Genomic DNA, 22,166 nt, shown 5'->3' with positions numbered 1-22,166 from the left:
CCACTCGAGCGGGCGGACCCTTCCTCTCGGCCCGCTTGAGCTACTGGCAGCCGGCTTTGGCCACGCGGGGCCGGCTGCCCTCTCCTGCATGACTCGGAACATGAGGCATCACCATGATGTCACGTCCCCTCCGTCTGGGCGTGCGGCCGCTCTTGCTGGCGTTGTCGGCGATCCTCATCGCCGATTCCGTCCCCGTGCGAGCTGACGCGCAAGGCTATCCCGTCATCGTCAATACCGAGGAGCGTCCCGATCCCTGGATCATCAACGGCTGCACCATTGCACCGAAGACCTCCTGTGAAGGGGCTGATCTCCGCCACGCCGATCTCAGGAACGCGAACCTCGAAGGTGCGAACCTGAAGGGCGCGATCCTCGCTCGCGCCGATCTTCGCCACGCAAACCTCCAGGGCGCGAACCTGTCGGGCGCAAACCTCGATGGTGCGCGTCTTACCATCGCCTTCATGGGCGGCGCCAAGCTGCCGGGCGCCACGCTGAAGGGCGCGGATCTCTCTTTCGTCCGCATGGCGAAGGCTGACTTCACCAACGCCGATCTCACGGCCGCGACGCTCGAGAAGGCCATGGCCAAGGGTGTCAAGTTCATCGGTACGAAGTTCATCAACACCGATGTCCAGGAGACCAAGTTCTACGAGGCCGATCTCTCGAACGCAGTCTTCGAAGGCGTGAAGATCAGGTTCGCCATCTTCCAGGATGCCTTCATGGAAGGATGCACCGGCTGTCCGATCCATTGGCAGACAGGCGACAGGGTTTGGGAAAACGACAAGGACAAATGGGAGCCAGCCGCACCCGGACAATGAGCACGCTCGGCCGGGCTCGGGGGATCGCCGTTCTCGCGCTCGGCTTTGCCGTGCTCGGCGCGCCGCAGGCTCTGGCCGGCGATCGTCCGGAAGGGCCGCGCGCGTGTCTCGCAATCGCGGACAACGAAGAGAGGCTCGTCTGTTACGACCGCGAGGTGCGCAAACTCATCGAGCCGCAGTTCTCCGGACGTCTCAACAAGGTGACGGACCGCTTCCTGATCGAACGGCCCACACGCCTTCGCTACCAGAGCGACGGAGCGATCTTCGTTCTCTATCTGAAGTCCGACACCAACGAGGTTGTCCAGAACCTGCACATCGGCGGCGGGGGCGAGGACAGCTACCTGATCGAGAAGCCCGGGACCTATTTTCTGGATGTCAGCGGAAGCGAGAGCTGGCGGATCTGGCTCGAGCCGCAGGACCAATCGACCACGAATTAACGACGAGGCAGCACGATGATACTGAGACAGGCCGCGTTGGCCATTTTCTTCGCAATCACTTTTCCGGCCACGGCGGCCCTCGCGCACGGTGACGGCGCTCCCCAGCCGGTCGACACCACCGGCCTCGAGCCGCTTGGCGACGAATGGCGCGCGACCAATCCTTATCGCAACGACAAGAAGCAGCACGACATCGCCGTCGAGATCGGCTCACGCGGATACAATTCGAATTGCGCGCGCTGCCACGGTCTCGAAGCGAAGTCCGGCGGCATGGCGCCGGATCTCCGCGAGCTCGGTGAGACCGAAAGCGAGGATGCGTGGTTCATCTCGCGCGTGTTGCAGGGCGCCGTCGTGAGCGGCCGCCAGAAGATGCCGCCGTTCGAAGGTCTCCTCAATCAGGAAGCCATCTGGGCGATCCGCACCTATATCGATGCGCAGCCACAATAGAGCGGCCTGCGCCCGGCGGACCGCGCTCGCTTGGGCGTGGTTCGCAGCACTTGCCGCGCCCGCCGCCGCAGAGATTCCCGATTACATGATCCTGCGGCTGCTCTATCTCGGAACGTCCTGCGGCGTGCAGCACCTGGAGCAGCTCCCGCCGCCTCAGAAGGGCTGGCAGCGTTTCAAGGCGGCATGCCGTGATGTGAACGCCTATCCGCACGGGATCTTCGTGACCTGCAAGGACCCGCACGACGACCGCGACTGCACGATCGAGACGCAGCCGAAGAGCTTCGACAGCCTGGAGCTGTTACGGCCGAAGGCGGAGGAGTCCGAATGACGCCGCGAGCCGCAGCATTTAGCAAGACCGCCATCGTGCTCCATTGGCTCGTGGCCCTCGGGATTGTCGGGATGCTCGGCTTTGGGCTCTTTGTCGGCGCGATGGAAAGCGGGCCCGACAAAACGGCGATGATCCAGGTCCACAAGTCGTTCGGAGTTCTGGTTGGCACGCTCGCTCTCTTGCGGCTCGTCTGGCGCGTGCGCGAGGGCTTTCCCGCCCCGGTCCCGGGGCTTCCTGCATGGGAAGCGCGCGCGGCTCACCGGATGCACCTCGCCCTTCTGGTCATGACGATCGCCATCCCGCTCACCGGCATGTTGAAGTCGGTGTCCTATGCGCGGCCCGTGCACGTCTTCGGCGTCCTTGTCGTGCCGAAGCTGCTCGAGGAGAAGAGCGTGGTCTTCAATGAGATCGTCTCATGGCTGCACGCCACCTTGGCCTACGCGCTGCTCGTGGCCCTGGCGCTGCACATCGGCGCTGCCCTGAAGCATCATCTCGTCGACCGCGACGCGACCTTGAGGCGTATGGTGCGCCCGTTTGCTCCGCCCACGGCATGAAGCCCGCACGCCACAGCCGGAGCGCGAGGTGGGCTCAAGGACCCGTGTCTTTTTCACGTCGGGAAAATGTCGTACGAACGGGGTCGTGATCCTCGGAAGGACATTGCCATGAAACACGGACGCTTTACCGGTTCTGCTTTCTTTTGTTGTCTTCTCGCCGCGACATTCCCTACGATTGCCACCGCCGATACCGATCCGGAAGCCCTTGTGAACGCGCTGAATAGCGTGTTCGGCCGACACGACGGCAAGCGCACGGCCCACACCAACGGTTTTTGTGTCAAGGGATCGTTCGCGCCGACGGCCGCGGCGGCGGACTATTCCAAGGCGCCCCACCTCTCGGGTAAGGGGCCATGGCCCGTCGTCGGCCGCTTCTCCATGGGCGGCGGCAATCCGGACGCGCCCAACAACCAGAAGGACAACGCGCGCGGTCTCGCCCTCCATTTCGACATCGGCAACGGCAATACCACCGATCTCGTGATGATCTCCGCGCCTGTGTTCGTCGCCAAGTCGCCCGATAAGTTCCTGGAGCTCCTGCAGACGGTCGCGACCAAGGACAAGGACAAGATCGACGCCTTCTTCAAGGCAAATCCGGAATCGACCAATCAGAAGACGTGGCTCACCGCGCGCCCGGTTCCTGCCAGCTATGCCACTGCGAGCTACTTCGGCGTGCACACGTTCACGCTCACCAACGCAGCCGGAAAGAGCCAGATCATCAAGTGGAAGCTCGTGCCCAAGGGTGGGGAGGTCGGACTTTCGGACGACGATGCCAAGGCCAAGGCACCGGACTTCTACAAGCCGGAGCTGACCGAGCGGCTGGCAAAGGGACCCGCGGAGTTCGAGCTGGCCGCGATCCTCGGGCAGGAGGGAGACGCCCTCGACGATCCGACGGCGCTCTGGCCTGAGGACCGGAAGGCCGTGAACCTTGGCACGCTGACGATCACGGCCCTGGAGAAGGACGCCACCTGCGACGCCGGGATGTTCGACCCCACGAATGTTGTGGACGGAATTGAAGGCCCAAAGAACGACGGCATTTTCCAGATCCGTTCTCCGGCCTACGCGATCTCCTTTTCGCGTCGCAGCCAGTGAGAGCACGCGGAAATTGTCGTAAGCATCGAAGAAAATAAGCTAACAGATCAAAGGTATGAGGTGGGACGCCCCCAGGAGGGAAGGCGTCCCCCTCGGTAATTGTCGCAGATCGGCAACGGCACCCCAAGGATCAATCCCCGGGCCCGGCCCGCCGGGCGACACGGGCGTCCTTTTGCTGCTAGCCTGAATCCAGGCGGCCGGACCTTCTGCGCGCGCCCTCGGCAGGAGGGGGCGCCAAGGAATGCCGGAGCTGCTACGGCATTTTCTTGGGGAGTGACAGATGTTTGGAGTTATTGGCAGGGCAACGGCGAGGCACGCGATCGCGTTGGGCGCCGGACTGATGGCAGTTGGATTGGGCTTTTCGCTCGCAGTGTCCGTAGAGGCGGTCGCTCAGGACAATCACGAGATCACCGTCTCGATCGTCAAGTTCAAGGCGCTGGACAAGGCCGACGAGCTCTCGAGCGGCGATTTCTTCGCGCGCGTCACCATTGACGGTGCGGCCCAGACCACCTCGCAGATCAGCGACAAGAAAGAGGTGAAGCCGGACTGGAAGCTCTCCAAGGCCGTTTCGCCGGGCGTCCATAACGTCAAGCTTGAGCTGATCGACAAGGACGTCAGCGTCGATGATCCGATCGACATCAACAAGATCGCGAAGAAGCGCGATCTCGACTTCACGGTCGATACCAACACCGGCCGTATCGAGGGCTTCTCGAAGACTTACAAGACCGGCCAGACCATCAGCCGCGCTGGAAGCGAGCCGAAGAAGGCCGAGATTTCCTTCGTCGTCACGGTGAAGAAGAAGTAGAACCGTTTCGCGAGATCGAAGCGATCGGCGGTCGTCCTCGCGGGCGGCCGCTTTTTCTATGGATGGAGCCGAGCGATGGGCCAGGAGCGCATCGTCATCCTCACCGGCGCCGGGCTTTCCGCCGAGTCCGGCATTTCGACGTTCCGCGACAGGGACGGCATTTGGGCGAAGTACGACTACCGCGAGGTCGCGACGCCCGAGGGCTTCGCACGCAATCCCGTGCGTGTGCACGAGTTCTACAACATGCGCCGCCGCGCGCATGGCGGGGTCCGCGCCAATGCGGCTCATCATGCGCTGGCCCGCCTCGAGCGTGAGCACGAGGGAGAGGTCTGGATCGTGACGCAGAACGTCGACGCGCTGCATGAGGAAGCGGGCAGCCGCAACCTCATCCACATGCACGGCGAGATCTTCCAGGCGCTGTGCGCGGCCTGCGGAGATCGCCGCCGCTGGACCGGCGACCTCTCGCTCGAAACGGAGTGCGCCGCGTGCGGCAAGGCGGGCGGCATGCGCCCGGACGTGGTCTGGTTCGGCGAGATGCCCTACCACATGGAGCGCATTCGCACGCTGATCGAGGACGCCGATCTGTTCCTGTCCATCGGCACCAGCGGCAATGTCTACCCGGCGGCAGGCTTTGTCGCGGAGGCGCGGAGCTGCGGCGCCCACACGGTCGAGCTCAACCTGGAGCCTTCGGAAGGCCGCTCCCTGTTCGCGGAGGCGATCTATGGCCCCGCAACGCAGGTGGTTCCCGCTTACGTCGACCGTCTGCTGCGCGGCGATATTCCCCACACACCATGACCGCCCTCTCGCGGAGGGATACACAAAGGTGCGCTGCGGAAACGTGTCTCGTCACCCCGACGGAGGTCGGGGTCCAGATCGCGGCGGAGTTCTCCCGATCGTCACCGCCAGCATCGTGGCGGCGCCATGAGCAGCGCAGAGGGCAGATCCAGACTCACGGAATTAAAGGGGTGTGAGGCGAGCACGCTCAAACCGCCGCCAGTCCGGTGATCTTGAGCGCGAACGCATAGTCGAGCGCCATCTCACGCAGTTGCTCGAAGCGCCCTGACGCGCCGCCATGACCCGCTTCCATGTTCGTCTTGAGCAGCACCAGGTTGTCGCTGGTGTTGAGCCTGCGCAGCTTTGCGATCCACTTGGCGGGCTCCCAGTAGGTCACGCGCGGATCGGTGAGGCCCCCGTAGGCGAAGATGTGCGGATAGGCTTTCGCCTCCACGTTGTCGTAAGGGCTGTAGGAGCGGATGATCTCGAACTCGCGCGCGCTCTCGATGGGGTTGCCCCACTCCGGCCACTCCGGCGGCGTGAGCGGCAGATCCTTGTCCAGCATCGTGTTCAGAACGTCGACGAACGGCACGTCGGCGATGATGCCGAGGAACAGATCGGGCGCCATGTTGGCGACGACGCCCATCAGCATACCGCCCGCAGAGCCGCCGTTGGCCACGATACGGCCGCGCTTTGTCAGCCCCTGCGCCACGAGATGCTCGCCCGACGCGATGAAGTCGGTGAAGGTGTTGAGCTTCTTGTCGAGCTTGCCGTCCGTGTACCAGTGATAGCCCTTGTCCTTCCCGCCGCGAATATGCGCGATGGCGAAGATGAAGCCGCGATCCACCAGCGAGAGGCGTGTCGTGGAGAACGATGCCGGGATCGAGATGCCGTAGGAGCCATAGCCGTAGAGGAACAGCGGCGCCGATCCGTCGAGCGGCGTGCCCTTGCGATAGAGAATGGAGACCGGAACCGTCTCGCCGTCGGCGGCGGGCGCGAACAGGCGGCGCGTCACGTAGTCTGCCGGATTGTGGCCTGAAGGAATTTCCTGGCGCTTGCGCAGCACGCGGGTGCGCTTGGCCATGTCGTAGTCGTAGGTCTCGGCCGGCGTCGTCATCGACGAGTAGGTGAAGCGCAGCGTCGTCGTGTCGAACTCGTAGCCCTCCGACATGCCGAGCGCATAGGCTTCCTCGCCGAAGGCGATGGCATGCTCCGCACCATCCGAGAGCGCGCGCACGATGATGCGCGGCAGGCTGTCCTCGCGCTCGAGCCGCACGAGATGATCCTTGAACACGGCGACGTCGATGATAAGCCGCCCGGGCTTGTGCGCGAGAATCTCACGCCAGTTGGCTTGGCCAGGCTTGTCGGCCGGCGTCTCGCAGATCCGGAAATCTTCCGCGCCGCCCGAGTTGGTGGTGATGATCAGCCGGTCGCCATGATGATCGACCTGATACTCGTGCCCGTGCACGCGCTTTTCGACGAGCACCAGCGGACTGTCCGGTTTGTCCGCATCGATGAGGTAGACCTCGTTCGACTGGTGATCGTGGGCATCGACGATCAGGAACTTGCCTGACAGCGTCTTGTCGAGACCCACATAGAAACCGATGTCCTTCTCCTCGTAGACGAGCACGTCCTCCGAGACTGGCGTGCCGATGCGATGGCGGTAGACGAAAAGCGGCCGGTGATTGGCGTCGAGACGGATGTAGAGCAGCGTCTGGCTGTCGTTCGCCCACACGATCTCGCCGCGCGTGTCGGGGATCTCGTCGGTGTGATCCCGGCCCGTTTCGAGATCGCGAATGCGGATCGTGTAGAGCTCCGATCCCTTGTCGTCGACCGAATAGGCCAGCAGGCGGTGATCCGGGCTGTGAGCCTTTCCGCCGAGATCCCAATAGGGTTTCCCTTCGGCTTCAGCGTTCCCGTCGAGCAGGACGTGCTCACCCTCGCTGTTGCGCGCGCGCCGGCAGAGCCGCGGATACTGCCCGCCGGCCACGTAGTTCGCGAAATACTCGAACGGCCCGTCGGGCGCCGGCACCGTGCTGTCGTCGGGTTTCAGGCGGCCTTTCATCTCCTGGAACAGCTCCGCCTGGAGCGCGGCCGTGGAGCCGAGCGCGGCCTGCGTGTAGGCGTTCTCCGCTTCGAGGTAGGCGCGGATGTCCGCGTCGAGCAGCGCCGGCTCGCGCATGACGTCCTGCCAGTTGTCCGCGCGCAGCCACGCATAGTCATCCGTCAGCGTCACGCCGTGATGGGTGGAGACGACGGGCTTGCGCTGCGCGACGGGCGGGGCAGGAAGTTCGATGCGGGAGACGGGGGCGTGCATGGGGCAGCCTTCTGTGAGGGTGGAAAAGTGGTGACCGGGGCCAACGCCAGGCGGCGCCTCTACGTCAGGATGTCATGTTTCGGCAAAGTGCGCGGCCAAAGTCAAATGGCGGTTTCCCGCAGCGAGCGAGGTAACGGCGCGTCACAGCCGAGCCGAACCGGCGTGTTGCTCTGCAACATGTTGAGTTGCCAGAAATGCGGGGCGGCAACGGCCAAAAAAGCACCGCTCCTTCGTCAGCCGGATGTCAATCTTAACGAACAATTGGTGATGCAAGCAAGGCAGGTGCGCGTCAGATTTATTTGGAATAGGCGCGAAATCACGCCGGTAAAGCTTGAAATCACCACCCGCGCAAATTTAGTCGATAGCAACCTCCGGTCTCGGGTAATCCCTGGAGCGCATTGACGCGGTTAGGGATTTGGGCAAGTTCCGGAGACCTCAAGTTGACATCAAGTTGGGAATGATGTCCAAAGACCTCGGCGTCCACGCTACAACACAGCCGGGGCGCGACAGTAAGATCATGTTGAATTCAGCTTGAGGCTGTTACGCATAGACTATAATAGCCTTGCGATTGACTTCCCCCGGTGAAGATTTCGGCAGTCGCGGATCGCTGTGGGTTTGCTTGGAAGGAATGGATCGATGGAAGACGGGGCCCAGCCGGAATTGGTCGAGCTGACTGCGAGGATCGTGTCGGCATTCGTGAGCAACAACACGATCGGGGCGGAGAACCTGCCGCAGCTCATCAATGACACGCACGCCGCGCTGAGCCGCGCCACCGGCAATACGGTTCAGCCCGAGCGCGAGGAGCTGAAGCCGAAGGTTCCGGTTAAGAAGTCGGTGATGCCCGATCACATTGTCTGCCTCGAGGACGGCAAGAAGTTCAAATCCCTGAAGCGCCATTTGCGCACGCACTACAACCTCTCGCCGGAGGAATACCGCGAGAAGTGGGGCTTGGCGCATGATTATCCGATGGTTGCGCCCAACTACGCGCGTGCGCGCTCCGATCTCGCCAAGAAGATGGGCCTCGGCACCCGCCGCGAGAAGTAGAGCGAAGCATTCGGCAGAGAGGCGCAAGCGAGCGCCTTCAGCTCGGCTGAAAGTTCGATCGGCGAACAACAGACAAGCGCGCGGCACCAGCGGTCCGCGCGCTTTCTTTTTGCGAGGATGCCTGTTTCGAGAGCGCCGCGAGCGCGACGCGCTCGCGCCGCCAGATGCGGACCAGGGCCGCATGGCGCGCGAGGTCATAGGTCCAGTGTCCGCTGCGTCCGCGCCTCCGCTCTGCCTTGAGGGCACATTCGAGCTTGGCGATGAGACGTGTACGTCCTTCGCGGGAAGTGTCCGCGATCTCCGAGGGCCAGAGCGGGATGAGCCGGGCTAGCTCCCGCGCGCGTTCGTCATCGGCGCGCGGCTCGCGGGAAGCGGGGCAATCGGGCAAGAGGGGGACTCCTCTGGTGAAGATCCCACTCTCCCATGAGTGCGCGCTGCGGGGATTGTATGCCGCGACGCAACACGAGAGGCCTCGCTTAGCACTTATCCTCGCCGTTCACTGCTCCGGTAGTTTCGGTCTGGGCCGGCCGCGATCGCCGCGTATGATCCGGCACGACAAACGCTCCTCGCACGAAACAGAGACCATGCTGAACGGTGCCTCGATGAGCCTTAGACCCGCGACCGATCCCGCCGCTGTGCCGAACGCCGATCCGCAAGGTATTGCCGCCTGGTTCCTCGGTTCCCCGCACGACCACGGACATGGCGCGCGTGAAGAGGCGGCGGCGAAGCCGGTGCGTGCGCTTTCGGATCGCGAGGCTGCCCGCTTGCGCCACCTGATCGAGCAGGCCATCGGAGACGTGTTCGGAGTAAAGCGTGCGGATCTCTCCAAACCCTCGCGAGGAAAAGCCTCCGTCGCGCTCGCCCGGCAGGCGGCAATGTATATCGCCCACGTGTCGTGCGGATTGAGCCTTACGGACGTCGGCCACATCTTCGCACGCGACCGCACGACGGTCGCCCATGCTTGCGCCGTGATTGAGGATCGCCGCGACGATCCGGTGTTCGATCGCGCCCTAGAGTTGATGGAGTGGATCGTCCCATCCCTCGTAGGCAACGGCCTGCTCCACACGCACGCCACCATCTGACACGTCCTGGAGAAAGCCATGACACGGAACGCGCGATCCCCCTCGCCGAACGCCTCGCCGCGCGCACGCAAGTCTGCGTCCCGCGCGGATCGCGCACGCCCCGGGCGGAACCCGGCGGAAAGTCCTATAGCGTGGCTGTTCAATCGCAAAGACGGCGATGGCAACCCGCTGATCAGCGAAGCCCAGTACAACGCAGGCGAGCGGCTGCGCGCGGACTTCTGGTTCGCGCAGATGTCGCCGAGCGTCACGCAAAGCTGGAACCTGGCCGCGACGGCAGGAGGTGGAAGGCGCGGTGCGCCGGGCGCCGGAGTGGATCTGGCAGACAACGTGATTGCAGCGGGCGAGCGCGTACGCCGTGCCCTGGCAGCGGTAGGCCCCGAGCTGTCAGGCGTTCTGATCGATGTCTGCTGCCATCTGAAGGGCCTCGAGCAGGTGGAGAAGCGGGCCGGCTGGCCGCAGCGATCGGGTAAGGTCGTGCTGTGAGTGGCGCTGGATGCGCTCGCGCGCCACTATGGATTTGCAGCGCCCGCCACTTTGCCGCCGCGCAACGCGGTCGTGCGCCATTGGGGCGCGAGCGATTTTCGTCCCGCCATCGACGGCGGAAGAGATCCGGAAGGCGCAGGCGAGGGCGCGTAGGGGAGGGGGCTGCCGATCTAGGTGGCGAGCGCGGCGCGCGCATCGGAGCGGATGCGCTCCACCATCGAGGCGAGCCCGTTCGAGCGCTGGGGCGTCAGGTGATCCTTGAGACCGAGCGCTTCGAACACCGTGCCGGGTTCGATTTCCAGGATCTTGCGGGCAGGCTTCCCGTTGTAGAGCGCGAACACCACGGCGATGAGGCCGCGCACGATGTGAGCGTCGCTGTCGCCTCGGAAATGCAACACGGGACCGTCGCCGTTCTGGCCGGGCGTCGTCTCGCTCGTGAGCCACACCTGGCTCACGCAGCCTCTCACCTTCGTCTCTTCGGTCTTGAGTTCTTCAGGCAGCGGCTCGAGCGACCGCCCCAGCTCGATGATGTAGCGGTAGCGGTCTTCCCAGTCGTCCAGAAGCTCGAAGTCGGACTGAAGGCTGACAAGATTCATAAGCAAGTGTCCTCTGTCGGCCGGCTCGAGGTGCCGACAAATAGGACATAGGCGCCGCATTGGGGCCAGCGCAAGAGTTGATCTCGACGCGGCGCCTCGGAGAGGCGCCTCAGGCGCCGCCTTCCTCCACCTTGTCGCCCCGCCAGTTTGGCCGGAGGTCATCCGGGCTCAGCGTGCCGCGGGCCTTGGCGGAAATCGGCGCTGGCGGCCCGTCCGGGAGAACCTGGTCCACGGAGCTCCGGATCGCGACGTCGTAGGCGAGCTTTCCGGCGAACTCGGCCTTGCGCAGGAACGCCTCCCAAAGCTCGCCGGCCATCACGCATTGCTGGCCGTTGCGGTCGCAGTAGGTCATCGTCCAGTGGGCAGCTGTGGCCGCGCGCTCGTAGAGCGCCTCTTGCTGTTCCCTGTCGGATGGCATCAGCGCGACGCCAAGCGAAAGAACGACTGCAATCCTGAACAAGGACATGGCTCGTGCAACTCCGGTCTCGGACACAATGACCCCAGAAGGTCCCGATACACGGACGCTACGGCAAAAATTTTGAGGAAGCCCGGCCGCGAGCATGACAATTTAAGACGTCATTTAAGAGAGTTATCCGAAAAACATCGGCAAATTTTATCGATCTGACGCGCCTACACGCACGCAACGCCAGAATTCCGGCGCACCGCCCCGGGGCAGGTTAACGCCATCTTAACAGCCGCCCCACGATACTCCGTTCTTGGCGGGACAATGAACGCAGGCCGGACCTGAGGATGACGCCGTTTGCAGTGCGGTTGACGCTCCTGACCTTCGCGGTCCTCTCGGGAGCGATGGCCACCAACATCTTCGTGTTTCAGCCGCCGGGCCGCCAGATCGCCGGGATCGATGCCGCGCGCCAGGGAACGTCAGTCGGCGATGGCTGGTCGAGCCAGCCGCCCGCCATTTCCGGACTATCGAGGCCCGACGCAGCGGCGGGCGAACGTGGCGCGACGGTGCCGCCGATCGAGACGGGTGCCGTGAAGCCCATTCCGGAAACAGTCGATCGCTCGGATCTCACCCGTGCCATCCAGCGCGAGCTCAAGGCAAAAGGCTACGAGGCCGGAGCCGTGGACGGTGTCATCGGGCTCGTGACCCGCGGCGCCATCATGGCGTACGAGAGCGATGCGGGCCTGCCGCTGACCGGTGAGCCGCGCCAAGCTCTTCTTCAGCATATCGTGCTCGGCTCGGCGGAGCTTCAGGCCGCCGATACGGGCAAGTCGCCTCCAGGCCCCGAGGCGGAGGCCGTGATCCGCGCGGTGCAGCGCGCCTTCCGCCAGCTCGGCTATATCTCGACACTGCCGGATGGACGCTTGAACGATCAGACGAGACGTGCGATCCGGAAGTTCGAAGTCGACCGAAAGATGAGCGAGACGGGCCGGATTTCCGGAGAGCTGCTGGCCAAGCTGGCGACGCTCGCCGGTGACGCATTGCGCGCGACCCAGTAATAGCCCTTATCCTTGAAACGCGAGCGGACGCGCGCACCGGCGCTGCGCCGGATTCCCGCACGGAAACCAGATCGAAGCAATGCGGCTCAAATCCGAAATCTGGGTGAAAGCCTATGTGCGCCGCTGCGCGTCCGGCGGCAGGCAAGCCTACGTCGTGCGCCACGGCGACGACGACGCGGGCGCGATCTACATCCGCATCAATCGCCTCGACGGGACATCGTCGTTGTTCGGACCCGCGCCCGCAACTCTTGCTGGGCTCGAAACGGACAGGCGCTGGCTCGGGTGCTTCAAGGGCGAAGCGCGCCCCGACGCCGACGTCGATCTCTATCTCGAGCGCGAGGTGCGCACCGATCCCGACCTCTGGATTGTCGAGGTGGAAGCGCGCGACGGAGCGCACGGCCTAGACGGCTGGCTCGCGGACCTCTGAGTCTTCCCGGCCACGCTCGCCCGGATCGCAAAGCGCAACAGCCGCGCTGTTAACATTTCATTAACCAAAGCAGCAGCCCAATACGACGGTATTGGTCGCGAGCATAACCGGGCGCCGCGTCTCGCCACGAGCGGGACAGCAAAGAGCCCCGGAAAAGAACAGACGAGCGAGGAAACACCACCAGGACCGACGGCGTGAGGACACGCGATGGCCAGCATTCTGGAATTCAGACGGTCGCCGTTCCGCTATCGACCTCTGACCGATCAGCGCGGAGCGAACAGCTCGGCTGATATCGTTCTCTTCCCGGGCGTTCGCTATGAGCGCTGGAGCGAGGAGGAGGCCGCGAGCAAGCCGCGCAGCCGCCGCTCGCGCAGGCGCGACCGGCTCGATCTCGAAGATTGACCGTCTCGCGGATTAGGAGGCGCGCGTGCGCTGAACCTGACAGCGCGCCCGCTTCAAATCCGCCATCGCGCGCGCGCGATAGGCTTCGCCTTTTTCCGGTGCGCGCACGACCGCGATCCCTTCGTTGGCCGAGATCGTGAGCGTTGCATCCCGCGTGATGGCCGTTGTGGGTGACGATTGCCCGCCCGTGCGCCACGCATCTTCTCCCGGCACAAGCAGAATGGAAACCTCGGGTCTGCGGCCAGGGCCCGCAACCGAGTTGAAGAAGTTGTCGCCGGACGGCGAGAAGAGCGAGAGCGCCCAGCCCGGCTCGGGCAGCACCGCCGAAAGGCTCACAGCCCCGTTCGTGGTGTCGAACCTGCAGATCGCATAGCGGGCATCCGGAGACATGAACGGCAAGGGCTGCGCATCGGGCGTCACCGGCGGGACGATCTGCATCGCGTTCTCCGGCAACTCGCCTGCTAGCCGCCCGTATCCCGAGGTCGGCGTGAGAAGCGGGGTCGCGAGCGTGGCGAGGATGTGCAGGATGGCGCTCGCGAACAGCGCGGCCGCCACCAGCGGCACATTGATCGACGTGATGCGGGCCCAGAGGCGTTTGAGCATGTCTCAGCACCCCTTGCGCGTGATGGTGGGGATCAGCCGCTCGACCTCGCCGTCCTGCGCGATGGTGCGGGTGTCGAGATCGAGAACCGTGAAGGCGATGGCGAGGCGCCCTGCGCCGCCGATCGGCAGCCAGTTACCGGGATGCGCGTCGCGTGAAAGCCTCGCGGCGTAGGTGCCGTTGGGATTGATGGCCATCGTGTCGCTGGTGAAGCCGTAGCGGCCGAGCACGTTGGGGATGAGCCGGCCGTTGGCGTCGAACACCGTGAGGCTCCACCAGAACGCGGAATCCTCCACGCCCTCGATCACGTAGTCGCAAGAGGAGTGAAGCGTCCGCCCTTCGCTGTCGACACGGGCGATGAAGGTCTGCGCCACCTCCGTGCTGAGCGGGAGGATGCCGAGGCGCGCCTCATGCGCACGCGTGTAGGGATCCGCATCGGTGCGTCCCGCGGCGGTCCACGAAACCCAGGGCCCGACGGTCAGCGTCGTGAGCGAGGAGCCGCGCTCGATCATGTACCAGCTCGATCCGAGCCCGAGGATCAGCACGACGCCAATGAACAGAGCCCAGTCCGTTGTGTAGGTCATGAACACGATGAGCCGCTTCTTCAGCTTGTGAAGCGTGAAGCTCATGAAGTTCAGGGACGTGAGGGAGCGGAGCGCGTTTGCGACGGTCATGGATCAGGGCACGGCGGGAGAGGCAGAATTGCGATCGCCGCCCACGCGCTGGGCGAGAGTTCCGCCCGGTGGCGATGCAGAGCGCTCGGATCTCAGAATTGAGCCGAACGGTTCCGCGTCGGCTCTGTTGTTGCGCGGTCCCGGCGTTGCGGGCTCGTGCGGTTGGCCATCGATGGGCGTTGGCCCGGACGGCGCGCCGGGTGTTGTGGACGGCGGCTCGGCAACGCCCGCGGCCTTGCGCAAGGCGCTGGTGATGCGTTTCAGCGCATCGCGCGCCGAGGAGGACATCATCGGCGAGGACGCCTTCGCGCTGCCGAGCTCCGCTGCGGCTGCCGCAGGATTGGCGCGCTTCAGCTCGGCGATGCGCTGCATCTCTGCGACTTGCACAGGGTGGGGCTGCAGGCCGGGAAGCGTTGGGATGTTCATGTCACGATGGGCAACCGACATGAAGGAATGCCAGAGCGGAGCTGCGAGCTGGCCGCCCGTGTTGCCGCCAGCCATCGGACGGTTGTCGTCGTTGCCGAGCCAGATGCCGGCCACGTATTTGCCGGTGTAGCCGACGAACCAGACGTCCACCGGTCCGCTGCTCGTGCCGGTCTTGCCGGCTACGTGGGTGAAGTCGAGTGCCGCTTTCTGCGCGGTGCCGTCGGTCACCACCTTGTTCATCATCTGGTTCATGCCCTCGGCCACCTTCCGCGAAACGAGCTGGGCGGGCTCGGGCTCGTCGCGCTCGCGGCTGTAGATCACCTCGCCGCGCGAGTTGACCAGATCCAGGATGGCGTAGGGCTTCGCGCTCTTGCCGCCGTTGGCGAATGTGGCCGCGGCGCCCACGTGCTCGATCGGCACGATGCCGTAATCGCCGAGCGCCATCGAGCACGTCTTGCGGACGCCGGTGATGCCGAGCCGCTGGGTCATCTCGATGACCTTTTCGCGGCCGACTGCGAACGACAACTCGGCGGCGACCGTGTTCAACGATTTTGCCAGTGCCATCCAGAGCGGCATACGCGAGCCGCTGCCATGGCTGCCGCCATAGTTCTGCGGATGCCAGCGGCCGCAGGCACGCGAGGAGTCGCGCACGATCGTATCGGGCGAGTAGCCGTTCTCGAGGGCTGCGGCATAGACGTAGATCTTGAACGACGAGCCCGGCTGGCGGCGGGCGTGCGTGGCGCGATTGAATTGGCTCTCGCCGTAGTCCGGTCCGCCGACGATCGCGCGCACGGCGCCGTCCGTCTCCTGCGCGACGAGAGCGCCGGAGTTGATGCGCAAGCTGCGCCCCCGCTGCTTGAGGAACGTGACGAGCGCTTCCTCCGCCTGCTTCTGCATGGTGAGGTCGACCGTAGTGCGGGCCGTGAGCACGTATTGGTTCTTGCCTTCGGCGAGCCGCTGCACCTCCTCGAATGCCCAATCCAGGAACCAGTCGGGGCTCGTGGTGGCGCGCGTCTCCACGATCTGCGCGGGGTGCAGGCGTGCCTCATGAACCTGCGCGGGCGTATAGAAACCGGCTTCGACGAGGTTCTGCAGCACCTCGTTCGTGCGCGCGCGCGAGGCCGGCATGTTCACGTGCGGTGCGTACTTGGTGGGCGCTTTGTAGAGGCCGGCCAGCAACGCGGCTTCAGCCAGATTGACCTCGCGCACGGACTTACCGAAGTAGAATTGAGAGGCGGCTTCCACGCCGAACGCGCCGCCGCCGAGATAGGCGCGGTCGAGATAGAGCTTCAGGATCTCGCGTTTGGTGAAGCGTGTCTCGAGCAGGAAGGCGAGGAACACCTCCTTGATCTTGCGATCGATCGAGCGCTCGGAGGAAAGGAACAGGTTCTTGGCGAGCTGCTGCGTGAGCGACGAGCCGCCCTGCACCACGTCGTTCGCGCGCAGGTTCTCGACGAGCGCGCGTGCAGTGCCGAGGAAATCTACACCGAAGTGCTCGAAGAAGCGCCGGTCTTCCGTGGCCAGCGTCGCCCTGATCACGGCGTCCGGGATTTCCTCGAGCGGTACCGCGTCGTTGTGCAGGATGCCGCGCTGGCCGATCTCGTTGCCGTCCGCGTCGAGGAACTTGACGCTATACTTGCCGGTGAGGAAGCGCCCTTCGTCGAATTCGAGGAAGGCAGGCAGCGCGAGCGCATAGAGAACGAAGAGGCCGCCCAACGCGAGCGTGAAGCCCTCGGACGCGGCTTCGTTCAAGAGGCGCCGCCAGCCGGAGAGCTTGAAGCGTGCGAAGAAGCTCGACCCGGCGTCCCAGAGATCCTTGCAGCGCGACCAGAACTCGGAGGCCGACGAGTCGAGCCGCGAGTCGAGGCTCATCCAGTCGATGCCTTCACGCCGTCCGCGCTTGAAGAACCAGTCGCTCAACGTGCCAATCCTGTCAGTAGAGTCCCGTTTTCCGGCGGACGCGAACAACGAAAAGGCGGGAAGGCGAGCCTCTCCCGTCCCGCCTGTCGCGGACTCAAATCACCACGCCATTATGGTTATTTATACGCTGGCACGACGCCGAGCGAGAGCCTTGTGCGCGGCGGCTGGGGATAGGCTGGAGCCATCGCGGGGGATGGCGATCATAAAACTTATCCCCGGGTGCCCTCGCGCGATTACTGTGGTGTGTTTTGTATTCAATAAGTACAATTAAAGTTTACCCATCTAATATAAAATAAACATAGAAATCTATACGGTAGATCGTTGACAGCGCGACGGTAGAGTGATAGTGTTTTTGTATGGTCGGGAAAGTGTCGATGACGCTCTCGGCGCGAAACACCCAAACATCAGGAAGTAACGTGAGCGCGGGCCTGGCTGGATATGTCCGGTCCGGGCGCTTTCGGCTTTTCTGACTTCCTGAACACATTCGAGCCGGAACGGCGTGGCGGCGCATGCAGGTCGACGAGGAGACGTGGGCCTCTGTGAGGTCGGCCTATGCCGACGCGTCCGTGCCGCTCACCGAAATCGCGGCCCGCTTCGGGCTCACGCACCAACGCATCGCGGCGAGGGCACGAAAGGAAGGCTGGCCGCCGCGAGAGCCGGTCAGGAAACGGCGCGGTGGAAGGGGGGCAGGGCCTGCCGTCGTCCGGCCCGCCACCGGGGAGACACCGCCGGACGGTGACGCCGCTGCCGGGCGCGCACCGAAGACCGGGAGCCGCCTGCCGACGCGTGGGGCGCGAAAATCGATCGTCGGGCGCCTCTACCGCGCCATCAGTCTGAAGCTCGAGCACATGGAGAAGAGAATGGCGAGCGGGGAGATCCGTTCGGCCCAGGACGAGGAACGCGAAAGCCGCGCCCTCGCCACCCTGATCAACAATTTCGAGAAGATCACGGAGGCCGTCGCTGAATTCGACCAGACACGAGACGCCGGACGCGCCGCCGTCCGCAGCCGCGCCGATGCGGAGCGCATGCGCCGCGAGATTGCGGAGCGCCTTGAACGCCTCGGCGCAGGCGGGACGCTTGAGCGCGGATCTCGCAAGCCTCGACCCTGAGACGCTGCACTTCATCCTGTCCGACTGGCAGGTGTGGGCGCGCGACGATCAGCTTCCAGCCGCGACGACGCCAGGCGGCGCGGACTGGCGCGTGTGGCTGATCCTCGGCGGACGGGGCGCGGGCAAGACGCGGGCAGGGGCGGAATGGGTGCGGGCGAAAGCGCTCGGCATTCCCCCGCTGGGCGAAGAGCCGGCGCGCCGCATCGCCCTCGTCGGGGAGACCTTGGCCGACGTGCGCCGCGTGATGATCGACGGCGTCTCGGGTCTGCTCGCGATCCACGGCGAGGACGAGCGCCCCGAGCTCGAGGTTTCGAAGTCGCAACTCGTCTGGCCCAACGGAGCCATCGCGCAGATGTTCTCCGCCGAGGATCCGGACAGTTTGCGCGGACCGCAATTCGATACCGCCTGGTGCGACGAGCTGGCGAAGTGGCGCCGGCCCGAGGAGACGTGGGACATGCTGCAGTTCGGAATGCGCCTCGGCGAAAATCCCGCCATCGCCGTCACCACCACGCCGCGTCCGCTGCCGCTGCTGAAGACCATCATGGCCGACCCCGCGACGGTGATCACGCGTGCTGCCACGGTCGCGAACGCCGCGATCCGAGTTGGAATCCCCGCCCGAGCGTATCGGCGGGCACGGCAGAAGGTGCAATTCGTCGAGCTGAAGGAGAATTGGCCGAAGCACAAGCGCGATGGGCCGAGCTCACGCGAGATGCCGTGCCGAGCACTAACCCATTATGGGGTGCAAATCGACTGCGTAAAGAGCTTGGCGTACAAGGCTATAGATTCACGAGGCCAACCGACGCTCCTGGATCCTTCTTTGAGAGCGATTCAGGTGCTCAAGTTCGAATTATGGTAAGGCCAACAAAAAGATTTCGAACAGATCCACAGCAGAAGCATGAATTCGAATATTACTACCGCTATCGAAAAAATAAGAGCGATCGTTGGGGCCAGCCTATACCGTTGCCTAACAAGGTACAATCGGAAGACTAGATATGAATGAGATTAAACGTTTGAGTGAGCTTGCAGCAAGGATCTTATCTGAGCTGGAAGAGGCAGGAGCAGAAAATTTTTCGTCCACTGTCAATACCGTCATGGACCCACTAGGCGAGAAAGCTGAGATTGATGACAGTGTAAATGCTTTGAAGGAGCTGATTCAATCCGGGCTTGCGGTCTTGCGTGTTGAGTACAAGTCAGAGAAATCGCCTGATGTATCGTTTGAAATGCTATCGGAATTGGAGTCAAGCGTCAGTTTTGCGCCCGAAGAGCGTTTATGGAAATGGAATGAAAAGTTGCCTATGGTTGAGATCGTCGCAACGGAGAAGGGGCGAGAGCTTGCGTTCGAGATTCTTGACGAGCGTGGCTATCAGTGGTGGCGGCAAAACGGTGGTGAGAAAGGTGGCAAGTGACGTGGCCAGCATCCTAGTCTGAGCGCGATCCTGCCGAAGGCGAGCAACCAAAGGTGTGGGCGCGCGTCGATGCGAAGCATCGCTCCGCGATGACGAGAAAGTGAGCTTCCTGACCCTGAACGAGAAGCGCGTCCTGCCGAAGGCGGGCAAGCAAAAGGGCGGTGGGATATGCGCCCCTCGACGAACCGCCGCCGGAGCGAGCGACGGAAGTCGAGCAATCGTCCGTTCTGAGAAAGTATCGCCCTGACCAGGCCCGCGCACCCGCCGGCACCTCCGATGGCGGCGAGTGGGTGGACGAGGGCGGTGGTGGAGGAAGCGGCGGAGGGCTGGTCCATCTTATAGGTGGCCGCGGCGGCCGCGCCGGCGGCAGAGGGCGGCCGCCGACGACCCAGGAAGAAGGTCGCCGGCTGAGGGACGAGACCGACGAGCAGATTCAGTCAGGGATCGCGAAGGAAAAACAGTTCAATGACTTGGCGGCAACAGCCACGCCGCTGCGGAAGGATCTGCGAAAGCTGGACCCGCAATGGAAAGGTCCGGTCAGCGTCGTCGATCCCGACAACCTCGACGGGCGGATCAGGCATCTTCATGCGTGGAATGAAGCGGCCCAGGCCCGGATCAAGGAGCTGAGCACGATCCCTGACACCAATCCGGATTGGGGTGTGAACAGACTAGTGAAAGAACTCCAAGCGCGGGGCTACGGACTTGAAAAGCCCGCGAGAGACCCAGGGTTGATATACAAAAATCCGGCGACCGGTGAGGAAGTGAGGATTATGCAACGGCCAGAAGCAACACCGTGGCGCACGGATCCATCCGAGAAACGTGCGAATAGCTATTATTACAGATATCGCCGGGGGTCGGGTAAGGGTGAAGGTGCACACATGGCGATCCCTGACAAAAAGGGAAAGAGCGAACCATGATCTCAAGAGACGAAATACAAGCGCGCGTTCTGGCGGAGGTGGAAGAATGCGCCGCCGAGCAGGAGCTTGTGGCGCTCCTGAACACGGTGATTGACGAAACGCAGGGTCGTCCTGAGGAAGTGGCGCTATTTCGCGAGGCGATGGAGCAGTTGATAGACAAAGGTCTGGTGCTAATGGCCCCCGAGAACGAGCCCGGGCAACAGACGGTTGAGGTTGATGCCGCACAATCACGGGCGATGCTTTCCGAGATCCTGGGTTCGCTCTATTTCGGCTCCGACGATCTGCATTGGACACTTGATCCTTTCGTCTACACCTATGCCGTCTTGACCGACGCCGGGAGGCTCGCAGGTAAAGAGGTCCTCGGCGAGCGCGGGTACCGGTGGTGGTACTACGAGGACGACGAGGGAACCACTTAGCGGAGCGAGGGCGGCCGGCGTCGGTGCGCCGGCCCGCAACGAGGGAGCAAGGGATGAGAATGTTCGTGTCGCGCAGGCGGGCGGCAACTATGGGATAGACGTTACCGAGGAGGATCGAGAGTATGGAGGCCATACGTTCAAAAGGCACGTAGGTAAGAACGACGAGTACCTTGTTGCCAGAATTCTCGGAAATAGGGTCAACATCCCGTTTCTTGGCTGGGAGGTGGGAGAGAAGAGAGCTGGATCGTTTTCGTCTCTCGATGCTGCTAACAAGCTAGTCAACGCGACACTTTCCGATCCCGCTAATCGGGAGTCTATCGAATCGTTTGCCCGTGGAGATTTTTTATACAGCTTGCCTGAGTTAAATATTTACAAGCAATTCAAGCGGCCGACGGGAAAAGAAGCTTACGGCCCCGGCGGGCATAAGCCCGAGATACGTGAGACCTATTGGGTTCGGGTTCGCCTGCGCAGAACCGATAAAACGGAAAAAGGATGCTATGTACATTCAGCGTTTCCATTGAATCGGGATTAGGTGGCATGGCAAATAAAATAACGAAGACCACGATCCCTCCTGTACTCAGAAATCTTGGTGATGGCTTCGATCAGGATTCCTTCCTGGATGTTAAGAGCGTCGAGGAGCTTGCCCTTCGAGGGCTTGCCGGGGTAGCGCCCGCCGATGCGTTTGCGCTCGGCCAAGTTCTGGATGATCTTCTGAGTGGTTCGTACTCGCTTGAAGAGGTGCAGGAAATTTGGCACGCGACACCGGCCGATATCTATTTTCATGATCCGGAAGATACGATGAAAGTGCTTAGGGCGGTGCGTGAGGTCATCGGCTCCCATCCTTACTTTCAGGTAAGGGAATAATCTCTAAGCGAGGCGCTGACACCGGAGCGCGAAGCGCTGTGGGCGCGCGTCGATGCGAAGCATCGCTCCGCGATGACGAGAAGGTGAGCTTCCTGACCCTGAACGAGAAGCGCGTCCTGCCGAAGGCGGGCAAGCAAAAGGGCGGTGCGGTATGCCCCGCTCGACGAGCCGCCGCCCGAGCCCGCGACGGAAAGTAACGCACCCGTCGTTTCACAGAAGTACCGTCCCGACCAGGCCCGCGCACCCGCCGGCACCTCCGATGGCGGCGAGTGGGTGGACGAGGGCGGCGGGAGCGGCAGCCGTCTCGGAACGAGCGTCGCGAGCGGTGTGGGTGCGCCACGAAAAAAAGAGCCGACCGAACCGAGAACTCAGGTCGCCAATAGGGCTAAGCTTCTCCAGGAATTGGCGCGTCGTCTGTTTGCAGTCAAACCGAAAATTCCGGAAAAGCTTCCCGACTTTCTTACGAAGAAGCCAACACCGGGAAATTGGTGAGCTTGAGTGGGTTGAGCAAACCCAATACGGAATGACGAGAGAAGAGAATGCCGACGCGATTGTGGCCGAATGGCTTGAAGCTTGTGGTGGTAATCCTGAATGGGGCTACCTGTGGTTCGTGACGCGTCGGGTTCTGGAAACGAGCCGCCGTTGGCAGGCCAGATGAACTGACCTCAATCCAGCCCGAGCCCCGCTCGGGCTTTTTCATTTCCGCTGCGCCAGCCGACACCACATAACAACCTGGAGAGTACGCCTCATGGCCTTTCGCACATGGGAACGGAGCGGCTTT

The 22,166-nt window shown here is 63.3% G+C and carries 30 protein-coding genes; 22 read left to right on the top strand and 8 right to left on the bottom strand.

Annotated elements, in window-relative coordinates; translation table 11 throughout:
• Nucleotides 1–113: 113 nt before the first annotated feature.
• From PE058_RS13700 to PE058_RS13665, 8 genes are all read left to right on the top strand, one after another.
• Entirely contained in the window at nt 114–812 is a 699-nt protein-coding gene (locus tag PE058_RS13700) for a pentapeptide repeat-containing protein (protein ID WP_020086365.1), read from the top strand.
• Nucleotides 809–1,249 carry a hypothetical protein gene (locus tag PE058_RS13695; RefSeq protein WP_020086366.1) on the top strand — a complete coding sequence of 147 codons (441 nt, stop codon included), beginning with the start codon at nt 809–811 and terminating at the stop codon, nt 1,247–1,249. Before PE058_RS13700 ends, PE058_RS13695 begins: the two co-directional genes overlap by 4 nt.
• Nucleotides 1,250–1,264: 15 nt before the next feature.
• On the top strand, nt 1,265–1,693 hold the full coding sequence (gene pedF / locus PE058_RS13690) for a cytochrome c-550 PedF (protein WP_051113818.1): 429 nt from the start codon (nt 1,265–1,267) through the stop codon (nt 1,691–1,693).
• Nucleotides 1,677–2,021 (top strand): hypothetical protein, encoded by a 345-nt coding sequence (locus PE058_RS13685; protein WP_271028647.1) that lies wholly within the window; start codon nt 1,677–1,679, stop codon nt 2,019–2,021. Before pedF ends, PE058_RS13685 begins: the two co-directional genes overlap by 17 nt.
• Nucleotides 2,018–2,575 (top strand): cytochrome b, encoded by a 558-nt coding sequence (locus PE058_RS13680; RefSeq protein ID WP_271028646.1) that lies wholly within the window; start codon nt 2,018–2,020, stop codon nt 2,573–2,575. Before PE058_RS13685 ends, PE058_RS13680 begins: the two co-directional genes overlap by 4 nt.
• 108 nt (nt 2,576–2,683) lie before the next feature.
• The gene (locus PE058_RS13675) at nt 2,684–3,661 is read left to right on the top strand and encodes a catalase family peroxidase (protein ID WP_271028645.1); all 978 of its coding nucleotides are present in this window, start codon (nt 2,684–2,686) and stop codon (nt 3,659–3,661) included.
• 340 nt (nt 3,662–4,001) lie between these two features.
• Entirely contained in the window at nt 4,002–4,466 is a 465-nt protein-coding gene (locus PE058_RS13670; RefSeq protein WP_271028644.1) for a hypothetical protein, read from the top strand.
• 75 nt (nt 4,467–4,541) lie between these two features.
• Nucleotides 4,542–5,261 carry an NAD-dependent deacylase gene (locus PE058_RS13665; RefSeq protein ID WP_271028643.1) on the top strand — a complete coding sequence of 240 codons (720 nt, stop codon included), beginning with the start codon at nt 4,542–4,544 and terminating at the stop codon, nt 5,259–5,261.
• A 187-nt stretch (nt 5,262–5,448) separates the two neighbouring features.
• Here the strand turns inward: PE058_RS13665 and PE058_RS13660 are convergent, their stop codons facing one another.
• Nucleotides 5,449–7,557 carry a S9 family peptidase gene (locus PE058_RS13660; RefSeq protein WP_271028642.1) on the bottom strand — a complete coding sequence of 703 codons (2,109 nt, stop codon included), beginning with the start codon at nt 7,555–7,557 and terminating at the stop codon, nt 5,449–5,451.
• A 636-nt stretch (nt 7,558–8,193) separates the two neighbouring features.
• Between PE058_RS13660 and PE058_RS13655 the strand changes: the two genes are divergently transcribed.
• Nucleotides 8,194–8,601 (top strand): MucR family transcriptional regulator, encoded by a 408-nt coding sequence (locus tag PE058_RS13655; protein WP_020086374.1) that lies wholly within the window; start codon nt 8,194–8,196, stop codon nt 8,599–8,601.
• A gap of 37 nt (nt 8,602–8,638) precedes the next feature.
• Here PE058_RS13655 and PE058_RS13650 read toward each other — a convergent pair whose 3' ends face one another.
• Complete coding sequence (locus PE058_RS13650) at nt 8,639–8,989, bottom strand: hypothetical protein (protein WP_271028641.1); 351 nt, start codon at nt 8,987–8,989, stop codon at nt 8,639–8,641.
• 196 nt (nt 8,990–9,185) lie between these two features.
• Here PE058_RS13650 and PE058_RS13645 point away from each other — a divergent pair, with 196 nt between their 5' ends.
• From PE058_RS13645 to PE058_RS13635, 3 genes are read left to right on the top strand one after another with little or no spacing between them, the layout of a single operon-like run.
• Nucleotides 9,186–9,683, top strand: a complete 498-nt coding sequence (locus PE058_RS13645; RefSeq protein WP_020086376.1) for a helix-turn-helix domain-containing protein — start codon at nt 9,186–9,188, stop codon at nt 9,681–9,683.
• Between the two features lie 18 nt (nt 9,684–9,701).
• Nucleotides 9,702–10,166, top strand: a complete 465-nt coding sequence (locus PE058_RS13640) for a DUF6456 domain-containing protein (RefSeq protein ID WP_271028640.1) — start codon at nt 9,702–9,704, stop codon at nt 10,164–10,166.
• Nucleotides 10,167–10,319: a hypothetical protein gene (locus PE058_RS13635; RefSeq protein WP_271028639.1), complete on the top strand. Its 153-nt coding sequence runs from the start codon at nt 10,167–10,169 to the stop codon at nt 10,317–10,319.
• A 17-nt stretch (nt 10,320–10,336) separates the two neighbouring features.
• Here PE058_RS13635 and PE058_RS13630 read toward each other — a convergent pair whose 3' ends face one another.
• Both PE058_RS13630 and PE058_RS13625 read right to left on the bottom strand, forming a co-directional pair.
• Nucleotides 10,337–10,762: a SufE family protein gene (locus PE058_RS13630; protein ID WP_020086378.1), complete on the bottom strand. Its 426-nt coding sequence runs from the start codon at nt 10,760–10,762 to the stop codon at nt 10,337–10,339.
• 109 nt (nt 10,763–10,871) lie between these two features.
• Nucleotides 10,872–11,228: a hypothetical protein gene (locus PE058_RS13625; RefSeq protein ID WP_020086379.1), complete on the bottom strand. Its 357-nt coding sequence runs from the start codon at nt 11,226–11,228 to the stop codon at nt 10,872–10,874.
• 284 nt (nt 11,229–11,512) lie between these two features.
• On the opposite strand from PE058_RS13625, the gene PE058_RS13620 reads away from it, so the two are divergent.
• The 3 genes from PE058_RS13620 (at nt 11,513) to PE058_RS13610 (ending at nt 13,052) form a co-directional block, all read left to right on the top strand.
• Nucleotides 11,513–12,223, top strand: a complete 711-nt coding sequence (locus tag PE058_RS13620) for a peptidoglycan-binding domain-containing protein (protein ID WP_020086380.1) — start codon at nt 11,513–11,515, stop codon at nt 12,221–12,223.
• 79 nt (nt 12,224–12,302) lie between these two features.
• Nucleotides 12,303–12,650, top strand: a complete 348-nt coding sequence (locus tag PE058_RS13615; protein ID WP_020086381.1) for a DUF1491 family protein — start codon at nt 12,303–12,305, stop codon at nt 12,648–12,650.
• 207 nt (nt 12,651–12,857) lie between these two features.
• Nucleotides 12,858–13,052 (top strand): hypothetical protein, encoded by a 195-nt coding sequence (locus tag PE058_RS13610; RefSeq protein WP_020086382.1) that lies wholly within the window; start codon nt 12,858–12,860, stop codon nt 13,050–13,052.
• A gap of 12 nt (nt 13,053–13,064) precedes the next feature.
• Here the strand turns inward: PE058_RS13610 and PE058_RS13605 are convergent, their stop codons facing one another.
• Genes PE058_RS13605 through PE058_RS13595 form a run of 3 tightly spaced genes read right to left on the bottom strand, consistent with a single transcriptional unit; the run spans nt 13,065 to nt 16,673 of the window.
• Nucleotides 13,065–13,655, bottom strand: coding sequence for a DUF1254 domain-containing protein (locus PE058_RS13605; protein ID WP_271028638.1), 591 nt, complete (start codon nt 13,653–13,655; stop codon nt 13,065–13,067).
• 3 nt (nt 13,656–13,658) lie between these two features.
• Nucleotides 13,659–14,327, bottom strand: coding sequence for a DUF1214 domain-containing protein (locus PE058_RS13600; protein WP_020086384.1), 669 nt, complete (start codon nt 14,325–14,327; stop codon nt 13,659–13,661).
• A gap of 3 nt (nt 14,328–14,330) precedes the next feature.
• Entirely contained in the window at nt 14,331–16,673 is a 2,343-nt protein-coding gene (locus PE058_RS13595) for a transglycosylase domain-containing protein (protein WP_271028637.1), read from the bottom strand.
• A gap of 509 nt (nt 16,674–17,182) precedes the next feature.
• On the opposite strand from PE058_RS13595, the gene PE058_RS13590 reads away from it, so the two are divergent.
• The 7 genes from PE058_RS13590 (at nt 17,183) to PE058_RS13565 (ending at nt 21,385) form a co-directional block, all read left to right on the top strand.
• Nucleotides 17,183–17,782: a hypothetical protein gene (locus PE058_RS13590; protein ID WP_271028636.1), complete on the top strand. Its 600-nt coding sequence runs from the start codon at nt 17,183–17,185 to the stop codon at nt 17,780–17,782.
• Nucleotides 17,751–18,638 (top strand): terminase large subunit domain-containing protein, encoded by an 888-nt coding sequence (locus tag PE058_RS13585; protein WP_333780397.1) that lies wholly within the window; start codon nt 17,751–17,753, stop codon nt 18,636–18,638. Before PE058_RS13590 ends, PE058_RS13585 begins: the two co-directional genes overlap by 32 nt.
• 136 nt (nt 18,639–18,774) lie before the next feature.
• Nucleotides 18,775–19,188 (top strand): hypothetical protein, encoded by a 414-nt coding sequence (locus tag PE058_RS13580; protein ID WP_020086389.1) that lies wholly within the window; start codon nt 18,775–18,777, stop codon nt 19,186–19,188.
• A gap of 161 nt (nt 19,189–19,349) precedes the next feature.
• Complete coding sequence (locus tag PE058_RS13575) at nt 19,350–20,105, top strand: hypothetical protein (protein WP_020086390.1); 756 nt, start codon at nt 19,350–19,352, stop codon at nt 20,103–20,105.
• Nucleotides 20,102–20,521 carry a hypothetical protein gene (locus tag PE058_RS13570; RefSeq protein WP_020086391.1) on the top strand — a complete coding sequence of 140 codons (420 nt, stop codon included), beginning with the start codon at nt 20,102–20,104 and terminating at the stop codon, nt 20,519–20,521. Before PE058_RS13575 ends, PE058_RS13570 begins: the two co-directional genes overlap by 4 nt.
• Before the next feature lie 94 nt (nt 20,522–20,615).
• Nucleotides 20,616–21,053, top strand: coding sequence for an RNase A-like domain-containing protein (locus PE058_RS22075; protein ID WP_442908682.1), 438 nt, complete (start codon nt 20,616–20,618; stop codon nt 21,051–21,053).
• Between the two features lie 5 nt (nt 21,054–21,058).
• Nucleotides 21,059–21,385, top strand: coding sequence for a hypothetical protein (locus PE058_RS13565; RefSeq protein ID WP_271028634.1), 327 nt, complete (start codon nt 21,059–21,061; stop codon nt 21,383–21,385).
• A 460-nt stretch (nt 21,386–21,845) separates the two neighbouring features.
• Here the strand turns inward: PE058_RS13565 and PE058_RS13560 are convergent, their stop codons facing one another.
• A complete protein-coding gene (locus PE058_RS13560; protein ID WP_156827403.1) occupies nt 21,846–22,085 on the bottom strand; it encodes a hypothetical protein in 240 nt (79 codons plus the stop codon).
• Nucleotides 22,086–22,166 lie beyond the last annotated feature (81 nt).

The sequence above is a fragment of the Hyphomicrobium sp. DMF-1 genome, from assembly GCF_027886585.1.
Classification (GTDB): Bacteria; Pseudomonadota; Alphaproteobacteria; order Rhizobiales; family Hyphomicrobiaceae; genus Hyphomicrobium_C; species Hyphomicrobium_C zavarzinii.
The sequence above is the reverse complement of the archived record's forward strand: the minus strand, read 5'-3'. Positions and strand labels throughout refer to the sequence as shown.